The organism is Enterocloster sp. OA13, from assembly GCF_022440595.1.
In the GTDB taxonomy this organism is placed as follows: domain Bacteria; phylum Bacillota; class Clostridia; order Lachnospirales; family Lachnospiraceae; genus Enterocloster; species Enterocloster hominis.
Window position 1 is genome coordinate 5,375,543 of sequence record NZ_JAKNTF010000001.1, and the last position, 15,756, is coordinate 5,391,298.

At 41.7% G+C, this 15,756-nt stretch carries 24 protein-coding genes and 1 pseudogene; 11 read left to right on the top strand and 14 right to left on the bottom strand.

What is annotated here, in order from left to right; genetic code table 11:
• Positions 1-2 precede the first annotated feature (2 nt).
• From MCJ35_RS23830 to MCJ35_RS23860, 7 genes are all read left to right on the top strand, one after another.
• On the top strand, positions 3-881 hold the full coding sequence (locus MCJ35_RS23830) for a hypothetical protein (RefSeq protein WP_155858448.1): 879 nt from the start codon (positions 3-5) through the stop codon (positions 879-881).
• A 41-nt stretch (positions 882-922) separates the two neighbouring features.
• On the top strand, positions 923-1,297 hold the full coding sequence (locus MCJ35_RS32610) for a DUF6133 family protein (RefSeq protein WP_051400632.1): 375 nt from the start codon (positions 923-925) through the stop codon (positions 1,295-1,297).
• 87 nt (positions 1,298-1,384) lie between these two features.
• Positions 1,385-1,732: a hypothetical protein gene (locus MCJ35_RS23840; RefSeq protein ID WP_025484928.1), complete on the top strand. Its 348-nt coding sequence runs from the start codon at positions 1,385-1,387 to the stop codon at positions 1,730-1,732.
• A 141-nt stretch (positions 1,733-1,873) separates the two neighbouring features.
• Entirely contained in the window at positions 1,874-2,278 is a 405-nt protein-coding gene (locus tag MCJ35_RS23845; RefSeq protein WP_025484927.1) for a zinc-finger-containing protein, read from the top strand.
• 23 nt (positions 2,279-2,301) lie between these two features.
• Positions 2,302-2,862 (top strand): sigma-70 family RNA polymerase sigma factor, encoded by a 561-nt coding sequence (locus MCJ35_RS23850; protein ID WP_240299671.1) that lies wholly within the window; start codon positions 2,302-2,304, stop codon positions 2,860-2,862.
• A gap of 16 nt (positions 2,863-2,878) precedes the next feature.
• Entirely contained in the window at positions 2,879-3,472 is a 594-nt protein-coding gene (locus MCJ35_RS23855) for a hypothetical protein (protein ID WP_025484925.1), read from the top strand.
• Positions 3,387-3,944 carry a hypothetical protein gene (locus MCJ35_RS23860; RefSeq protein ID WP_155858447.1) on the top strand — a complete coding sequence of 186 codons (558 nt, stop codon included), beginning with the start codon at positions 3,387-3,389 and terminating at the stop codon, positions 3,942-3,944. Before MCJ35_RS23855 ends, MCJ35_RS23860 begins: the two co-directional genes overlap by 86 nt.
• Positions 3,945-3,995: 51 nt before the next feature.
• Here MCJ35_RS23860 and MCJ35_RS23865 read toward each other — a convergent pair whose 3' ends face one another.
• From MCJ35_RS23865 to MCJ35_RS23930, 14 genes and pseudogenes are all read right to left on the bottom strand, one after another.
• On the bottom strand, positions 3,996-4,421 hold the full coding sequence (locus MCJ35_RS23865) for a helix-turn-helix domain-containing protein (RefSeq protein ID WP_025484922.1): 426 nt from the start codon (positions 4,419-4,421) through the stop codon (positions 3,996-3,998).
• A 114-nt stretch (positions 4,422-4,535) separates the two neighbouring features.
• Complete coding sequence (locus tag MCJ35_RS23870; protein ID WP_034577305.1) at positions 4,536-5,039, bottom strand: GNAT family N-acetyltransferase; 504 nt, start codon at positions 5,037-5,039, stop codon at positions 4,536-4,538.
• 27 nt (positions 5,040-5,066) lie between these two features.
• Complete coding sequence (locus MCJ35_RS23875) at positions 5,067-5,705, bottom strand: hypothetical protein (RefSeq protein ID WP_025484920.1); 639 nt, start codon at positions 5,703-5,705, stop codon at positions 5,067-5,069.
• A gap of 41 nt (positions 5,706-5,746) precedes the next feature.
• Complete coding sequence (locus MCJ35_RS23880; protein WP_240299672.1) at positions 5,747-5,905, bottom strand: hypothetical protein; 159 nt, start codon at positions 5,903-5,905, stop codon at positions 5,747-5,749.
• A 155-nt stretch (positions 5,906-6,060) separates the two neighbouring features.
• Positions 6,061-6,177: pseudogene (locus MCJ35_RS23885) on the bottom strand (MBL fold metallo-hydrolase); the annotation flags it as partial.
• Positions 6,178-6,207: 30 nt separating this feature from the next.
• Positions 6,208-6,681 (bottom strand): GNAT family N-acetyltransferase, encoded by a 474-nt coding sequence (locus tag MCJ35_RS23890; protein ID WP_240299673.1) that lies wholly within the window; start codon positions 6,679-6,681, stop codon positions 6,208-6,210.
• Positions 6,678-7,691: an ROK family protein gene (locus MCJ35_RS23895; protein ID WP_240299674.1), complete on the bottom strand. Its 1,014-nt coding sequence runs from the start codon at positions 7,689-7,691 to the stop codon at positions 6,678-6,680. Before MCJ35_RS23895 ends, MCJ35_RS23890 begins: the two co-directional genes overlap by 4 nt.
• A 101-nt stretch (positions 7,692-7,792) precedes the next feature.
• The gene (locus tag MCJ35_RS23900) at positions 7,793-8,005 is read right to left on the bottom strand and encodes a nucleic acid-binding protein (protein WP_081739157.1); all 213 of its coding nucleotides are present in this window, start codon (positions 8,003-8,005) and stop codon (positions 7,793-7,795) included.
• 136 nt (positions 8,006-8,141) lie between these two features.
• Complete coding sequence (locus MCJ35_RS23905) at positions 8,142-8,642, bottom strand: GrpB family protein (protein WP_025484916.1); 501 nt, start codon at positions 8,640-8,642, stop codon at positions 8,142-8,144.
• 93 nt (positions 8,643-8,735) lie between these two features.
• Positions 8,736-9,194, bottom strand: a complete 459-nt coding sequence (locus tag MCJ35_RS23910; RefSeq protein WP_025484915.1) for a hypothetical protein — start codon at positions 9,192-9,194, stop codon at positions 8,736-8,738.
• Positions 9,195-9,521: 327 nt separating this feature from the next.
• Positions 9,522-9,809: a hypothetical protein gene (locus MCJ35_RS23915; RefSeq protein ID WP_025484913.1), complete on the bottom strand. Its 288-nt coding sequence runs from the start codon at positions 9,807-9,809 to the stop codon at positions 9,522-9,524.
• Between the two features lie 100 nt (positions 9,810-9,909).
• On the bottom strand, positions 9,910-10,641 hold the full coding sequence (locus MCJ35_RS23920; protein WP_025484911.1) for an SDR family NAD(P)-dependent oxidoreductase: 732 nt from the start codon (positions 10,639-10,641) through the stop codon (positions 9,910-9,912).
• Positions 10,642-10,711: 70 nt separating this feature from the next.
• Entirely contained in the window at positions 10,712-11,155 is a 444-nt protein-coding gene (locus MCJ35_RS23925) for a hypothetical protein (RefSeq protein ID WP_240299675.1), read from the bottom strand.
• A 99-nt stretch (positions 11,156-11,254) separates the two neighbouring features.
• Positions 11,255-11,701, bottom strand: a complete 447-nt coding sequence (locus MCJ35_RS23930; RefSeq protein WP_025484909.1) for a VOC family protein — start codon at positions 11,699-11,701, stop codon at positions 11,255-11,257.
• A gap of 415 nt (positions 11,702-12,116) precedes the next feature.
• On the opposite strand from MCJ35_RS23930, the gene MCJ35_RS23935 reads away from it, so the two are divergent.
• The 4 genes from MCJ35_RS23935 to MCJ35_RS23950 all read left to right on the top strand — a co-directional run bounded on the left by MCJ35_RS23935 (position 12,117) and on the right by MCJ35_RS23950 (position 15,753).
• Positions 12,117-12,830, top strand: a complete 714-nt coding sequence (locus MCJ35_RS23935) for a LytR/AlgR family response regulator transcription factor (RefSeq protein ID WP_025484907.1) — start codon at positions 12,117-12,119, stop codon at positions 12,828-12,830.
• A gap of 9 nt (positions 12,831-12,839) precedes the next feature.
• Positions 12,840-14,096 carry a sensor histidine kinase gene (locus tag MCJ35_RS23940; RefSeq protein ID WP_025484906.1) on the top strand — a complete coding sequence of 419 codons (1,257 nt, stop codon included), beginning with the start codon at positions 12,840-12,842 and terminating at the stop codon, positions 14,094-14,096.
• Positions 14,097-14,474: 378 nt separating this feature from the next.
• Positions 14,475-14,909, top strand: a complete 435-nt coding sequence (locus tag MCJ35_RS23945) for a winged helix-turn-helix domain-containing protein (RefSeq protein ID WP_025484904.1) — start codon at positions 14,475-14,477, stop codon at positions 14,907-14,909.
• A gap of 76 nt (positions 14,910-14,985) precedes the next feature.
• The gene (locus MCJ35_RS23950) at positions 14,986-15,753 is read left to right on the top strand and encodes an SDR family NAD(P)-dependent oxidoreductase (RefSeq protein ID WP_025484903.1); all 768 of its coding nucleotides are present in this window, start codon (positions 14,986-14,988) and stop codon (positions 15,751-15,753) included.
• Positions 15,754-15,756: the final 3 nt, after the last annotated feature.

A 15,756-nucleotide genomic window follows, 5' to 3' on the forward strand; every position in this document is an offset into this window, starting at 1 on the left:
CTATGATTGGATTACTTATTTTATCCGCAGCCATACTCACCGGTTTTGGCTGTTACCATCTTTCCTGTGCATTTGTGGATGTTCCTACTTCACGGACTTCCAGGACCATGATGATTGCAAAAAAACAGACCGGTTCCAAAAGTGAGAAACTTTATGATGTTTATCTTACCAGAATGGCACAATTTTTCTCCCCGCTTATAAGGCTGGATCCAGTAAAGCGCGGAAGGCTTCTGACCACACTGGAAATCGCGGGCATCCCTCTGACACCGGAGGCTTATACTGCGAAAGCCTTCTTAACAGCTCTGGCGGTTGCCGCCGTGTCAGTACCACTGTTTTTAATCATGCCGTTATTCGGATTTTTAGTGCTGGGCTTGTCCGTATTGATGTGGTTTTCCACATACTATGCTGCCTTTGACTATGTGAAAAAGCGGAAGAAGCTGATTGAAGCGGAATTACCCCGTTTTGCAGTCAGCATACAGCAAAGTCTGGCGAATGACAGGGATGTATTGAAGCTATTGGTGTCTTACCGCAGGATCGCCGGATCCGACCTCGGTAAGGAACTGGATACCACAATTGCAGATATGAAAACTGCCAATTATGAGAATGCCCTTCTCCACTTCCAAAACCGGATTGGCAGCACTCAGCTGTCCGACATTGTGCGAGGACTTATTGGAACGCTGCGGGGTGATGACCAGCAGATGTACTTCAAGATGCTGGTCTTTGATATGCGCCAGATTGAGCAGAGTAACTTAAAGAAAGAAGCCGCCAAACGCCCAAAGCAGATGCAGAAGTATTCCATGATGATGCTGTTTTGCATCCTGCTGATTTATGTAGTCGTCTTGTCGGTGGAGGTTATCAGTTCCCTGGGGGCTTTCTTCTGAGGAATGCCTGGGAATCGCTGCCTGCAAACACACAAGGAGGAATGAAAGATGCACCGCCGTTATCCCTGCTGCTTCCCATAGCGGCAGAAAAAGAAAAAGGAGGAAAACCCTATGAAGAAATGTATCCTGGTTCCGGCAGTTTTAGTCCTGGCCGGTATCATCACTACCATTATTTTGAAAAGGAGACAGACCATATGAAAAAGAAAATCCGCAGTTTACCCATCCAAATCAAATCCGCCTGCTTTCGGGCAATGAACTTCCTCACCAATGAAAGGGGCGATTTTTACATCTCTGATGGCGTCAAGATCATCATTGCTGTTGTGCTTGGCGCCTTGCTCCTGGCAGCACTCACGTCCATCTTTAACGATACCGTGATTCCGAGAATCACGAGTGAGATTGAGGGGCTGTTTAACTAAACGTCTGTTCCGGATAGGCTCTTTTCCACAAATCAAACCTATCCGGGATGGCTTTTCCACAATCCTGGGAGAAAGGAGGTGAATTCCTTGGATCAGACAAAATCGCTGAGCGTCAGCTACGAAACCCTGGTCCGCTTTTTCGAGGCCACAGAGGGGAATTATCGGAATGCTTTTTATATCTGCTGCTCTGTCTGCAGGTATTGTCGGGAGGAGGGCTGCGGCGACTTTCTGTTCATACCAGGGCATGACTGCCTGCCAATCCTGATTCCCCTGGCCGACGCAAAAAGTTTCCTCGGTTCCGTAGACCGTTCAGACTGTGCCGGAACCCTATCTAATTCTGCATTCCTCCAGATGTACCATCAATGGCTTATGCTCCAGACCGCATCGGAAGAATCCTGCCCATTTCATCAAATTCTTCATCTGACCAACCCATAATTTACATATATTGGTATTTTGTTCCTAATAGGAACGGCATTACGGCCCTGGTTACTATAAAAACCGGGGCCGGTTTTCTAAAATAAGATTAGGAAATACGCAAACATGAGTAAACATACTCAGAAAGGAGGGGTCATCAAAATGAAAAAGAAAATAAAGCCGATCCGTTGTCCATATTGCGGACGCACCGCCGTGCTGAGAAAAGCGTCAGCTGTATATAAAAACCATGCCATTGAGGAATATCTGTATGTCTGCAGCAACTATCCTGCCTGTGATTCCTATGTGGGCGTCCATAAAGGGACCATGATTCCCAAAGGCAGCCTGGCAAACGGCGGCCTGCGGCATAGACGGATTGTGGCACACCGATACTTTGATTCTATCTGGAAAAACGGAATTATGACAAAAAAGAATGCCTATTGCTGGCTCCAGGACATCTTTTCCCTGAGTAGCGAGCAGGCCCATATTGGCCAGTTCTCTGATTATATGTGTGAACAGGTGATTAAAGAAAGCAAACGGGTACTAGGAAATCACAAAATAGCCTGCTAAGGCAGAAAGGAGCGTGGATGGATATGACGCAGCGCGCAAATGAACAAATTCGTGTGGAAGATTACCTCTATCTGGTAGCCACCGTGATTTCTGTTTATATAACACCCCATACTGACATTACTGGCATGGAATATGATGATCTCTACCAAACCGGGTGCCTGGCTCTTTGTAAAGCTGCCTCGTCCTACTGTGCAAAAAAGGAGGCCAGCTTTGCTACTTATGCGGCCGTTGTCATCCGCAATCAGCTCTATGATTACTGCCGGCGCATGAATCATATCCATTCCAGACTTTTATATCTGGACGCCAGCTTGTCTGAGGACGGAGAGGACACCTTCCTTCAGAGCCAGGTTCTTAATCAGGCTGGTGCCTCCTCCGAGCTGTTTCCTCTGCTGATGGAAATTCATGAAGAGTACAGTGGGATTGCCGCCAAGGGTGTAGAGGCTCTGCTCCTTCAGGCAGACGGCTACACAGGCAAAGAAATTGCCAAAATGTACCGCGTAGAACCCAACCATATATACGCCTGGATATCCAGGGCATGCAGCCGGCTAAGAAAAGATCCGCGCATTCTGGCTGCCGCAAAATAAAAGGAGAGTGAAAACCATGTTGACATTATATACCGCTGTTGGAAGCTATCAGATAAAGCAGAAACCAAATGGAGATTCTTATCCGGTTGTTATCCTTGGGGACAGAGAACTGCATCTGGACCCGCATGAGATGCTGCTGTGGTCCTCCCTGTCCTGGAGCATTCTTACTCACCAGGAAGCCGGAGCACTATTTTACGAAAAGGAGGCCGAACTCCATATCCTGAGTGATCTGGACTTTGAACATTACTTAAAGCGGCTGGTGTTCAGGGGACTGATTGCCTCCGGAACCGATTATACTGGTATCAATGCATTATACAACCTGCTGGATCCTTTATATATCCGTTCTGCAGCTACAACTCCGATAGCAAAGCTGGGGGCGCTGGCAGATTTGGTTTTCCTAAAGCGATTTCCATTCAAAGCGGCTCTGTCTATCTTTCGGAAAGACAGATTGACTCCCGACGAAAAGCGGCTGCTGCGTCGGCGCAACTTAGAAACCCTGCCAATCGGAAGACTTCTGGATTCAGATGGGCTTGGAACTGCCGATCCGCCTACAATCACAACACTGGCAAATCTGTATTTTAAGAAACAGATTGTATTTGACACTTTATAGGAGATTCCTGATGAACATTCCCTCAATTATTTTAAAACGGCTGGCCCTGACCTTTCTGGTTGGGGCCTCCTGCTTTTTGGTCAGTCTGGCCGCCTTTTTCTTTGCCAGCGACATACCCCTTCTCTGGCTTGGCATCTTTCTTTTCCTCATGTGCCTTATGAAGTGCTTCTTACTATTTTTCAAAGGCCTGACCGGCGCCTACTTTCTCCTGGAAGGAGAGTGCTGTTATGCCCGCCGTCCACCCTTTTCAAAATACCAACAGGTTACCATTCTGGATCCAGACGGGGAATCCCACTTCCTGCTGCTGGAAAGCGGCATAAAAATCACACCTGGATGCCATTACCGGCTATATTTTGCAGTAAATCCTCAAGGCGCCTTCTCCGGAAAATACAGATTGCTTCATAAAGCGGAAGCTTCCGGAAACTTCTGGGGAATAGAACTGCTGCCGGATGAAAACGCTCTCGATATATAAGAACAGGAGGCTTGTGATGGATTCCCCACTTGCCTCCTTCTGGATGGTGTTTTATTCTGCTTGAGCTTCCGTCTGTGTTATCATTTGTGTATCACTATGCTCATCAAAACTCCGATATGCGGAAGCACTCAAAATCATCAGCGCTATAGTGACTACTGCAAAGAAAACCGCTATTCCTGCAACTATTTTCCAGAGAAGCCTGCTTCGCCGGTTTCTTTCAGCAAGGCTAAAATTTATCTGCTCCAGTTTTTGGGCAATCACATCAACATTCTCCGGGGTTTCTATTGGGCTGCCTAACAGCTCCCCTACAGAAACTTCCAAAATTTCAGCGACCCGTATCAGTATGCCTGCGTCCGGAACAGACAGACCTTTCTCCCATTTTGAAATCGTTTGTCGCACGACATGCAGCTGCTCCGCCATGGCCTCTTGAGAAATGCCCTTTGCTTTACGAAGATTTCTTAAATTCTCGCTAAACATCAAAATTCCTCCCTTCTGATGCTTACAGAATAACGGATATCTGCTGTTGCATCAAGCAATGCAAAGTAACATGAAGGGTTATAGAATGGAATTCTCAGAATGCGGTCCCCGCCTTTACAGTTTTTTGCTATAGATTTCCAACTCATACTTATTCCCGTTTCGCAAGTCAATTTTATGTTCTGAATACTGGTAAGAAAATCCGCAGGAGATTGCAAGGGCTTTAGATGCAGTATTCCCAGCCCGTGTCGAGTAAAAAAATTCTTTCCCGCCTAAATTGCTGCAATACCCTAACAATAATTGCAAAATCTGTTTTCCATAACCCTTGCCTGTATACTCTGGGCCAAGAGCAATACTTGCATCCTGATAAATATTAGGCGTAATTTGCTCAACTCCGGCAAAACCAATAGCCTGGCCCGTTCTTTTTTCATAGACTATATAAGTATCGTGATTTTTCTGATACTCAATGGTCTTGCGAATCCGTTCCCTGGCCGCCGCTTCACTCTCTGTCACTTGCCATTGCATATACCGTGCTGCTTCCGTCCGCGACCATACATTTTTGTACATTGTTTCCCAGTCTTCAAATTTAGCTTTCCCAAGTATGAGATCTTTTGTTTCCATAAACATATCCACTTCCACTAATTTTATTTATTCTACAGATTCCGTAGAAAATATCACCGTTACCGCTAAACCGGAATCACAATCCGACTCTCTAAAGTCTCCAGCTGTTCCGGTGCTTACTGCCTTCGCCGTGTCGAATCCTAATTTCACCCATAACGATATCTCTTTCCCAAGCTCTATTTCTGTTGGCTGGGAAAGGCTGCTCGATGTTTTCGTCTTGGATTTATTAAAATCTATGATACTTTCAAAGCTTGACTTCACATATCCAGTCTCATCAATGTCAAAGATATCATAGGACGCATCATTTATCCTGACTGCAATACGGCCATCACTCTCTTTTAGATTTCCAAAGGTGTTTCCTACCCCTATCCATTTCCCATCTTTATATGCCCATATATCAATACGCATAGATTTTATTGTCTCGTCAACGGAATAGTCAAAAAAGGAAATTTCGTCATCCAGAATTTTTAACACCTCTTTTGTTTCTTCTGAAAATTCACTTGGCTTTATAACCATTGTTTCGCTCTGTGCCGCTTCTTTCTGCTTGCTACCGCAGGCAGTCAGCAGCATCGCCAATAACATAATTATGAGAAAAGCACTTTTTATTACTCGTCTTTCCGTTTGAATGCCAGCCCTTCGATCAGGACTTTCATATCCCTGTTTCATGACTATACCTCCATCAAAAGCTGGTTTAATAAATATGATATTCATTCATTACATTTCAGGCCAGAGATTCCCAGTCCTATTCCGATAGCAAAGCATACTAGCTCTCCCCAACCGCCCAGACTGCTGTCTGGCGATATAATAAAAAAGCCGCCAATCAAAATTATCGCAATACCAAATAAAATCCGTTTAAGTCCCTGCATTATGTATCCTCCCAGCCACCTTTTTAGTTTCAACTATCTGTTTATTTCGTTCAATCATCTGTATATCTTCTGCAGTAGGAATATGTTTAAAATCAGCTTCTGCTTCTATATATACAGGAAAAAAATACGAACCAGGATTTCTGGCTGGATATCTAAAGCAGGCTGCGTGCAACGCCGTTCAGAAGATAGCTATAGGTTTCTTCCCAGTGTCGGTATTCGCTGATAATGTAAGTATCTGAATCAATTTCATCAATTGAAAAGCATGGTCTCATCTGGCCCTCCTACAAAGATAGATGTCTATTTTATAAAATTTTTTCCATGCAAACAGATTCCGACATATCTTTATATTGTCCATAGTTGGCTATAGTCTTAAAACCAATGGAACGATATAAGTGCATTGCCGCAGCTAAAGGTTCTCCCGATTCCAAAACAAAGCGTGTGTATCCCTGCAGCCTTGCCAGTTTCTCAAGCTGTTCCATAAGCTTATAAGATATCCCTTTTCCCCGATATTCGGCACGGATAAAAACACGCTTTACTTCCGCACATGCCGTATCATACGATTTGAAACTTGCACAGCCAATGGGGATATCCTGATCATATACCACAATTACATCATGTATATCATCCAGCGCATTATAGGGAATATACTGCGCACGTTTTTCTTCACCACCGACCAGTTCATTCAAAAACTCATCCAGCGAATGGCATAACTGGATAAAATCTTTATCACCGCCATTTGTATATTCATAACGCAGCCCATTATTATCTAATGTCAAAATTTATCTCCTCCATTTATGATTTTACTTATCCCTAATCCGCAATTAGTAAGCCTTTGTTTTGCATAAATAGCAGCGCCAAGCATACCAGCGGCATCCCCCAGCTGTGCTGTTGTAATGGAACAATTGCTGCGTGATATCCTCAAAGCATGGTTGTCCACAACTTTCCGGGCTGGCTGTAAAAGCCGTTCTCCAGCGGCAGACATTCCACCACCAAGGATGATAATTTCCGGATTAAACAGATTAATTATATTAACCAGGCCAAACCCCAATATTTCACCTGTTTCTGTCATAGTTTCCACAGCAATCCGATCATCTGAATCATAGGCATCCGATATCATTTTTGCAGTCACCCTTTCAAGGTCGCCGTTAACCCATTCTCGAATGATGCATGGTGTTCCATCTTCCAATTTTTCTTTTAATGTGCGCACTAACCCCAGAGCAGAAACATATCGGCCAAGACAGCCGGAACTGCCGCATTTGCATGGCCGGCCCTGTCGAAACATATTCATGTGACCGACTTCACCGGCACTTGCAGTTGCCCCATAAAGGACATGGCCATCCACGACTATACCGGAGCCAAGCCCTGTACCGAGCGTAAGTAAAACCACATTCTTTTTTCCACGGCCTGCGCCACAATACCATTCACCATAAAGATTGACGCGCACATCGTTATCTATGTATACAGGCAGTTTCAGCCGCTCCTGCAGCCAGGCCACAACGGGAACATTCTCCCACGATGGGAAGTTAGGTGAAAACTGAGATATCCCCTTTTCTATATCTAACAGTCCCGGAATGCCAAGGCCCACACAAGAAAATTGATTTTGGGGAAATACCTGAAACAGATCTGTAAGCCCATTATAAATCCGATTCATTACATGTTCCCAGCCGTTGTGCGTCTCTGTGGGAATTCGTCTTTCATAAACAGATGCAAGATTTTCAATTGAATAGGCTGTTATTTTTATATTTGTTCCGCCTAAATCAACACCAATTACATATTGATCCATCATTACCACCACTTTCTTATAGTAAATATCCACTATTCATAACGAATAGTGGGATAATACAGAATGCTGTTACTCTATTATTTTTCGCGCTTGGAATTAAACGCCTAATCCTTCCGTTTTTGTTTTAAGTCTTCAATATTTTCTATATAGATAGACACCTCACCACAGTGGGGGCATATTGCAACCTTGGGCTTTCCAATTCGATTTGCAAACAGGCGTCTGCTGTCTGTTGACATTCCAATTCCATATCCGACACCCTGCACCTTTATAGCACAATTTTCAATCATTTCACTTTGACACCGTAAACATGTTCTCATGAGCAATCTCCCTTATTCTGTACTAATAATTTACTAATCCCCTTCTACATCATAAGTCCTGATCCATAACATTCATCCTCATAAATCGCGATTTCTCGCTCTTTTTAACCGTCCGATAAACAGAAATTTGCAATCATTACATATCTCTCCGCATTTCAGAAAAGAATTCCGCTTTTTTCTCAGAATACTCCAACAATGTATCAATTCCATTGATTATAATTTGTTCTTTTAAAGAAGAATACGCTTGTGCCTTTTCTGGATGTTTTATCATATAGTCACGAAACAATATATCTTTCTCCCATACATCTCCTTTATATGCGATGAGGTGTAAATTAAAATTCTTCAAACCTCTTTTTATAAAATATAATCTATCGGATACACTCATTTCTTTCATATATGTATAGCCGCATTCTTCAATTTCCTTTATAATCATTCTCTCTGGCGGAAAGCTATCTGCACCAATTATAATATCTATAATCGGTTTTGCCTTTATGTTTGGAATTGAAGTGCTGCCAATATGTTCAAAAGCCAATGTTGTTAAATGAGGCTTATTCTTTAACATTTTTATTTCATCAACAAAATCACGCTGCCAATTTGGATTATGATTTTCTATATGTACTTTTTCATTTAATATCAACTATGTCTACCTCCGCAATTCCGATTCCTCTCTCTGTTTAACCGTCCGAAAACAGGAATTTAAGATTTTTCACGCCGATATATGTATATCACCCTAAAAACTGGCCTCAAATACGAACCAATTTCCCTCTATGTGACTTGTTGTACCTTGGTTATCTCCCTGCGCCCTCCAAGACCAGCCATTTTTTGTTTCCTTCAGGGATATGTCTAGGTTCTGAAATGCCTCCGGTGTTCCGTTTACCGAATAATAAAAGCCTTTATAAGTAGATGCCGGCGCAATCCCAATCGATGAAATTGTAAATTCAATAATTGGATTTTCTCCTGGACAATAAGCAATATTCTGTACTCCACGGATTTGAATTTCCCCAGTATTACCTGATTTTAAAATTTTTTTAACTGCTACCTCTAATTCAGCCTTATTTAAAAGATAAATTTGCTTAGGAGAATTTTTCCAATTAACAAAAGCTGATATTGAAATAATTATCGTCATAACCATTAATGCTGACAAAATGAAAAGATTCCTTTTTTTATATTTCCCTACTTTGATTTCCATAAGACTATACCTCTTTCATCGTAAATTCAGATCTGGTACTACATATACTCTTGTTCTTATAAAATACAAAGATCAAAATGCTTTTAAGCCAATAAATATATATCTGTATAGAAAGTTATGCCCATGATTACCGCCAGGATTACTATCAATAGACATTTGTACAATCTGCTCCTATGAGATTATAATATGGCTGTAAATATTTAATGTAAAGTAGGAACATGTCTGTTATATAGTTTCTAAAAGAAACTATAGGAAAGGAAAATTGGACACTCATAGATGATCGCTCAATGGAGAATAATGGATTACTAACCCGGTAATCCAGCCATCTTAGTTAAAACAGTTCTGATACACTTCTGCTCCCAAATCATTCCAATCAGCGGGTATTGATATAGCATTTTCCGACAATTCCGTATATGGAACCTCATTATCCTTCAATGCTGTTTCAAATAACTGCATATCCTCACTATCGGTAAATAAGTAATTATCATTTTTCATCTTCTTAGAGATATAAGGTGACATTACTAATCCTATCATACAAATAACGATAAACGTACTAGATAGCCAAAACATAATATTGGTAATATTGAGGTGAAACTTTTCTTTCAATCTATTCATATAATCCCCTTAATCAGTCGGCCAGTTTTCTATCGCAGTAATGCTATAATCCGGAAATAACATACCTGCTTCCTGCTGAAAATCATATGCCGGCAATCTTTTAATATTCGCTTGAAATCCTGCCTTTTGAATACATGCTTGTTGAGGAAACACCTCCGTCTACCGGAAATGCCCCTCCTGTTATGTAACTGGCCTCATCGCTTACCAGAAATGCTACCATATGGGCAATGTCCTCCGGCCGGCCGATGCGCTTCATCGGAATCCGCGCTGCACAGAGCTTCTCAGATTCTTTATCCGGAAAGCTTCTTTGCAACAGTGGTGTGTCGATTGGTCCCGGCAGCACACAGTTCACTCTTACCCCGACATCCGCGTACTGCTGTGCAAGACACTTCGTCAGCATAATCAGCCCAGCTTTCGTGGTACAGTATAAAGGAGAAGTCAGTTCCGGCACCAGGCCAAGGCAAGATGCAATTATGACAATATTTCCTTTTGCCTCCATGATTTTGGGAAGTGCATTCCTTGTCATCCGATAAGTTCCTTTGATATTGACATCTACCATCTGATCCAGCTCATCATTTGAGGTATCCTCCAGATATTTTTCAAAATATATGCCCGCATTATTTATCAGAATGTCTACCTGGGGAATCTGGGATAATGCATTTAAAATCTGATCATCTTTTCGGATATCCACTTGATAATATTGAAAGCCCTCCGGTGGCGCCTGGATGTCAAAAACAATAACATCCATGTCCATCTGAGATAATCGCTTTGCAATGGCAAGCCCCATGCCTGAGCTGCCTCCTGTCACAATTGCAACCTTTTTCCTGCCCATTCTATCGCTCCTTCTATAAAGTATAACAGTATTTGCTTATCAACTTGCTAAAAAGCTTCTCGCTTTCACTCTACCCATTTGTTCTTTGCACAGCTGCCCTTTTCCAGGTATATAGAAACAAAAGTAAGATTCCACCCGATAGTGCATATACAATAGACCACATTCTTTCCGCAGCAAAAAGGCTGTATCCGAATAGCATAAGAAAACAGGTTATTATAATAAAGCCTACTCTGGATATCTTTACCCTCTTAGAAAGTCCAGATAGGTGAAATACATCCAAAAGGTGAATTATTTGTTCCTTTTTTATATTAATTCCTCGAATAAGCGTATATATGTTGAGCACGACGAGGACAAATACCGCTATAATCCAAAGGAAGGGAATAAATAATAATGCCGCTTGATTGTCAACCCCGTTTAAGCCGCGATTCAATGCACTTATAGAAGCTCCAAAAAAGGCAGCTCCATTTAAAATTGAAACAAGACACATTGTAAACCAAAAAAACCATTTTTTCATTTCACTTCTCCTTCCAAATGTCGAATCAGCTCAATCAAAACCACTATTTTACTCATAAAATAACCTCCAAATTCTAAATGGTGTCTATCGTTTCCTTAATTAAATCCAACTTTGCAGTTCTACAATATTTCCCCCACAGTCCGTAGCGTAGACAAAGATTGCTTTTTTGCCGTCCTTATATTCAACTCTGACAATCTCACCTATCTGACCGCCGCCTTCCTGAAGCAGCAGTTCCAATGTTTTCTCAACATCATCTACCTCAAAAGCCAGATGGGCGATGCCGCAGCGGTTTATCTGAGGACTATCCGCCATAGCCATATCATCATAAGAGAATATCTCCAGAGTAGGATGATCCTCTCCATATCCCGGCAGACAGAGGTGTTCTCCGGTAATGTGTGCGTTCGGAATTCCTGTCATTTTATCAAGCCAGGCTCCACGCAGATCTCTGACTTCCCCTATACTTTTACAATGGAACACTTTTTTATAGAAGTCTATTAGCCTTTTGCTGTCTTTCGCAATAATATTGGTGTGAGCATATCGAAACATCTATTAATTCCTCCTGCTTTCATATTGAAAGGTCTGCATTTTATTTATCATTATAATGATATTGTCTGAAAATGGCACAAACACCTTCTAAATATTATCTTACAATTTCATGAAGAAACAGCAATGCATACTGTTTCTCTATCTCCTCCATAAATTTTTATTTTAATACCCGATTAAATACAAATCCACATAAAAGCGAAAATCGTAAGTTAGAAGCACCAATTTTTTGACAGGTCTGCCGGCGCCATAAAACCGTCAAATAATGATTGAAATTTTCAAGTGATAATGGTATTGTTATAAACAATTATTTTACCTGCCGGTGTTTGGCATGGAGAAATCAGGTTTCATTGAGGCACAGGACTGGAAATTACCGGAAGCAACTGACAATCATTTTATATAAAGGCAGATGATAAACATGTTCCCAATAGCAATTTGTGACGATGAAGCTACAGTATGCGCTGAGTTAAGAAGGCTTCTTGGACTTCACGAAAAAACTGCAGAATTTCTGATATATGAATTTCATTCCGGCGAGGAATTATATGGGAGTATCTGCGCCGGCCTGACATTTAACCTTATTATCTTGGATATTGGATTAAAAGCGATGGATGGGGTCACAGTAGGAACCTTATTACGCAATCAACTAAAAGACCGGGCAACAGAAATTTTATATATATCCGGTAAGCAGGAATATGCAATGCAGCTCTTTGATCTGCGTCCATTAAACTTCCTAACCAAGCCGCTTAACGAAGAAAAGTTTTTACGTTGCATTGATACCGCTATAGAACTAACGGAAAGAAACCTTCCCTGTCTTGCTTTCACCGTACAGAAGGCTATTTACCGGGTTCCGTACCGTGATATCCGCTATATTGAAAGCAAAAATAAGAACGTCATCGTCCATGCCATAAATGGTGAATATATCTTCGCTGCAAAGCTGACAGATATTGAAAAAGAACTCCCTGTCCAGGAATTTATCCGGATTCATCATTCTTTTTTAATTCACAAGCTATACATACGGCAAATGAAGTATGAACAATTAATCCTGGATGATGAAACAGCCTTGTCCATCAGCCAGCCATACCGACAGATTGTCAGGGAACAACTGTTTCAGATGTTTTTGCGAAAGGAGTGAGTTCCGTAAATGTTGTATGTCTGTTTTTATCTACTGGCAAATGCTTTTATGGTCTATGGTTACTTTTGTTTTTTTCATGTATATTTCGACTGTTCAAGAATAGACAGGAAACAGGAGCTTCTTTTTTATTCCATCTTCTTTTTATTGACCAGTACCGCCTATTTACTGTTTCAGAGGCCACAGTTTGTAATCCCCTCAAACCTGCTCTCCCTTTTTCTTATTGTGAGTATATATCCAGGGCGAGTCCGCAGCAAGTTACTGGCATGTATCAGTTCCTATGCATTTGCCATGATGCTCGATTCACTTAGTTACGCACTGTTTATCCGGCTTCATTTGGAAGAGAATCTGGAAGCGGCCATGGGTACCTTATTTCCCGCTATGGGGCTTTTCACCTTATCTATCATCCTAAAAAGAGTCCAGATTCCCAGACCGTCGGATCAGCTCAACCTGCTTAACTGGCTGGCCATATTTCTGCTGTCTGCCGGCAGCATTCTTATTATGACATTTACCTTATTCATCAATGACCGTATTTGGTCGATTTTTGTCACGGCCGCCGTTTTAGTCGTCACCAATATCATTGTTTTTCACCTGCTGGACGTGTTTGAACGGTATTATCAATCCCTGAGCGCTAAGCAGCTACTGGAGCAGCAAAGCCAGGCCTATGCCAATGAGCTGATGCTGATACGGCAAAGCAATCAGAAAATTTCCATTATACGGCATGATTTAGCACATCACCTGATGGCTATCCGGCATTTCACGGAAACGGGAGAAACTGAAAAATTGGTACAATATCTGGATACCTTTTCCGGAAAACTCAAGGAATCAAATGAATATATCCATTCCGGCAATCTGGAATTAGATGCCATCCTGAACTATAAATTAGGGATAGCTGCCGATGCAGGCGCAGACATTAATGCCTCCGTACAGCTGCCGGAGCAGTTGGGGATAGATTTCTTTGATATAAACATTATGCTTGGGAATTTACTGGATAATGCCATTAGCGGACTTGGCACCAGTGAAGAAAAGAACCTGCTGGTTGAAATCGGCGTTCAAATGGGTGTCCTATATATAAAGGTTGAAAATTCTTATGACGGGACTGTCAGAAGGGGAGAGGCGCATTACCTTACCCGCAAAAAGGATGAGAATTCCCATGGCCTTGGGCTTTCCTCTGTCGAACATATTGTAGAAAAGTATCAGGGACAGATGCATGTGGATCCTTCCAATCACATTTTTAAGGTGGGCATTATTCTGTATCTGCCCTCATAGCTGTTATGGCATCCTGTGTTATTGATTTTATAGAATTCCGTCATCTATCTTATGGTTTTCGCATTTCTATAGACAGCTGCCTGTTCCTTCATTAAAATTGCTTCATGAAAAAACAGGATGTGGGGGCATGGAAAAACATGAGCTATAAAAAAATTATTTACTACAAAATATGGCTGCTTTTATTACTTTTCATTTTAATTATTTACTATTTTGCCATGCAGTATACGGCAGGACTCATTCGCCTGATTTTTCATCTGATATGTTTTAATACTGGCATGATTTGTATTATCCTGATTGGGTTGTCCGTATTCATCACCGTAAAAAATAAAAAGTAGTATAATTTTCCTGATGACATTTGAGTGAAAGGATGGTTAATCTATGGCAAAAGTTATGATTATCGAATTCAGTACAATGGAAGAAACGATACTTCAGGAACTATCAGCTTTTTTCTCTAAGCATAAGCATTGTCAGCTTACGGAGCTTCCATTGCAATGTGCTGATGATGATTCGATGAGCATGTCTTTCCCCGGTTTGTCAATCCACCTGAAAGAACAAAATGTCTATCAAAGTGGAATCCCTGTCTCTCTAAGCCGTTTTGAATTTTTAACGCTCTGCTACCTGGCAAAGCATCCAGGGTGGGTATTTTCAAAAGAACAGATTTATGAAGCTGTGTGGAATGAGGCCGGTGAGCACTGTGGAACGGCAGTAACCAATGTCATCAGCCAGATCAGGCGGAAGTTAAAGCAGGAAAATCCTAACGGCGGTTATATCCAAACGGTTATTGGAAGGGGATACAAGTTTGATCCACAATAGAGGAATTCACTCCCTTCTTCAGGACAAGGGGCCGGCTAAATTACGATTCATAACAGACTGATATAGGAGGCTGTAAATGAAGACTGCGTTAATAACAGGAACAACCAGTGGAATTGGAGAGGCGTTTTGTAATTTACTGGCAAGTAAAAATTACAATTTAGTTTTGGTCGCCCGGAACAAAGTGAAGCTGGAACAACAGGTTCTATACTTTGAGAAGAAAAACATTAAGGTAATCTCTCTCCCATGTGATTTAACAGAGCAGAATGCGGCCAGATACATCTATGATACATTAGCTGCCGACAACGTGGTTATTGATATTCTCATCAATAATGCTGGTTTTAATGAAGCTGGATATTTTACTGATACAAACCTCTCCAGAGAACTTGATATGATACAGGTACATATTAGGACACTGACCGAACTGACGAAGCTGTTCCTTCCCGGAATGATAGTACGGGGACATGGCCGTATCCTAAATTTAGGTTCCACTGGTTCTTATATGCCCTGTCCATGTGATGCAGTATATGCGGCAACAAAAGCCTATGTGCTTTCATTTTCCAATGGCCTTTATCAGGAGCTGAAGGGAACCGGAGTCACCGTAACCTGCCTTTGCCCAGGTGCAACCCAAACAGGCTTTGCTACCAAAGCGAATATCGATCATACATTACTTTTTAAAATCGGAGTAATGACCTCTTCGAATGTAGCAAAAATAGGTTATAGAAGTATGATAAAAGGAAAACGTACTGTTACAGCCGGTTTATATAATAAGCTCCTTGTCCTTTTTGCAAAATTATTCCCGGTATCACTTATTAATCCAATCGCCCAGTGGATGATTAAACGATAAAGT